Source organism: Bathymodiolus platifrons methanotrophic gill symbiont, from assembly GCF_002189065.1.
Classification (GTDB): Bacteria; Pseudomonadota; Gammaproteobacteria; order Methylococcales; family Methylomonadaceae; genus Methyloprofundus.
The window spans coordinates 1-1,562 of record NZ_BDMN01000534.1; the positions used below are offsets into that span (position 1 = coordinate 1).

A 1,562-nucleotide genomic window follows, 5' to 3' on the forward strand; every position below is an offset into this window, starting at 1 on the left:
TTATTCAAGTGATAATTTCTTATGGCACGTACATCTATTTTATCTACCATAGAGCGCAATGCTCTCATCGCTTTCCATCAGGTGATGCCTTAATCCAACATTACAGCTTTAATGAAACTGATTTAGCCCTTATTTCACAACATCGCGGTTCAGAAAACCGATTAGGTTTTGCCATGCAACTTTGTTATATGCGTTACCCAGGAATAATTCACCAGTAATGTAGTAGAAAGTAGTAATATTACTACAAACTACACACAAGGCTAGGTTTATTCCCCTATTGTAATGCCTTAATTTTTTAATATCATAAAATTAATATATTTATATATCTTGCTATTGTTGTTTTTATATTTTCCTATATTATTGTTTTGCACTATTAAAAATAGAGGTTTTGATTATGGATTTATGGTTTTTGGTTTGTTCAAAGGGCGGAGTTGGGAAGTCTACAACTTCAACCAATATGGCGGTATGCGCGGCTAAGGATGGAAAAAAGGTTTTACTTGTCGATCTTGACGAGAAGCAAAAATCCGCCGCGAACTGGTGGCAGAGGCGAGAAATTGAGGACGATATAAAAGCGGTTATAGTTCCGCATGATATAGAAAAAGTTAAGGAAATTTACGAATTTGCAAAAAAGCAGGATTATGATTTAGTAATTTTCGATACTAAAGGGGCAAGCGATACCTTGCATAATGTGATTATTGGGCTTGCAACGCTTTGTATTATCCCTGTTCAACCTTCTGTTTTTGATCTTGAGGCAATACCGAGCACCGTAGATATGATTAAAAGTCTTGGAAAGCCGTTTACTATTCTTATTTCACGTTGCCCACCAACAGGTAACGAATTTGAAAAGTTGCGCTTAGGGCTTTCTTCTCATGGACTTGTTTGCCCTTATAAAACTGTAGAACGGAAAGCATACCGTCACGCCGCCGCGCTTGGGCTTGGGGTTGGTGAATATGACGAAAGGGACAAAGCCGCCGAGGAAGTAAAAAATATTTATGACTGGCTGGTAAAAACAGAGCAAAAACAAAATAGTTTAAAGGTGGCATCATGAGCAAAATATCAAAGAAAAATGCAAGTATGGATGCTTTGCTTCATGCAGCAGAGGACACTAAAACCGAAACGGAACAGCCGGAAGAAGCTACCGCAATAGAACCAGTAAAGAGAGGGAAGGGCAGACCCAAAAAAACAGAAGGCAATCGTCAACAGTTGCCAACATATTTACCAGAGCCGCTTTATTTTGAAATGCTGGACTATGTTAATCTAAAAAAACGTAGTGACAGGCAATATTCTTTAAATGATTTAGTGCTTGAGGGACTGGACTTGTGGCTTACTTCTATTGGAAAGCCAAGCATTGAAGAGCTTATAAAAGAAAATAAATAATGATTTTATACTAAGTCATTGACCCGTAAATGAACCACTCAAAAGGAGTTCATGACATGTTCTGCCAACAGAGAATGAATGAAAGGCTTATTAGAAGACTAATCTAATTCTAACCTTGCTATGTCCTAGTTGTATGAGTTAAAGTTATCGGAAACCTAGCCTGATATTTCCTTTTTCAGGTAACT

The 1,562-nt window shown here is 37.5% G+C and carries 2 protein-coding genes and 1 pseudogene; all 3 read left to right on the forward strand.

Going from position 1 to position 1,562, the window contains the following annotated elements; translation table 11 throughout:
- Nucleotides 1-21 precede the first annotated feature (21 nt).
- Nucleotides 22-209: pseudogene (locus CDZ78_RS20185) on the forward strand (DUF4158 domain-containing protein); the annotation flags it as partial.
- A gap of 185 nt (nt 210-394) precedes the next feature.
- The gene (locus CDZ78_RS20190; RefSeq protein WP_087871555.1) at nt 395-1,048 is read left to right on the forward strand and encodes an AAA family ATPase; all 654 of its coding nucleotides are present in this window, start codon (nt 395-397) and stop codon (nt 1,046-1,048) included.
- Nucleotides 1,045-1,377, forward strand: coding sequence for a hypothetical protein (locus tag CDZ78_RS20195; protein WP_087871556.1), 333 nt, complete (start codon nt 1,045-1,047; stop codon nt 1,375-1,377). Before CDZ78_RS20190 ends, CDZ78_RS20195 begins: the two co-directional genes overlap by 4 nt.
- The last annotated feature ends 185 nt before the right edge of the window (nt 1,378-1,562 follow it).

Bases quoted from the DNA above. Each gene is read 5' to 3' on its own strand.
- CDZ78_RS20190 (WP_087871555.1), top strand. From the start codon at position 395: ATGGATTTATGGTTTTTGGTTTGTTCAAAGGGCGGAGTTGGGAAGTCT.
- CDZ78_RS20195 (WP_087871556.1), top strand. From the start codon at position 1,045: ATGAGCAAAATATCAAAGAAAAATGCAAGTATGGATGCTTTGCTTCAT.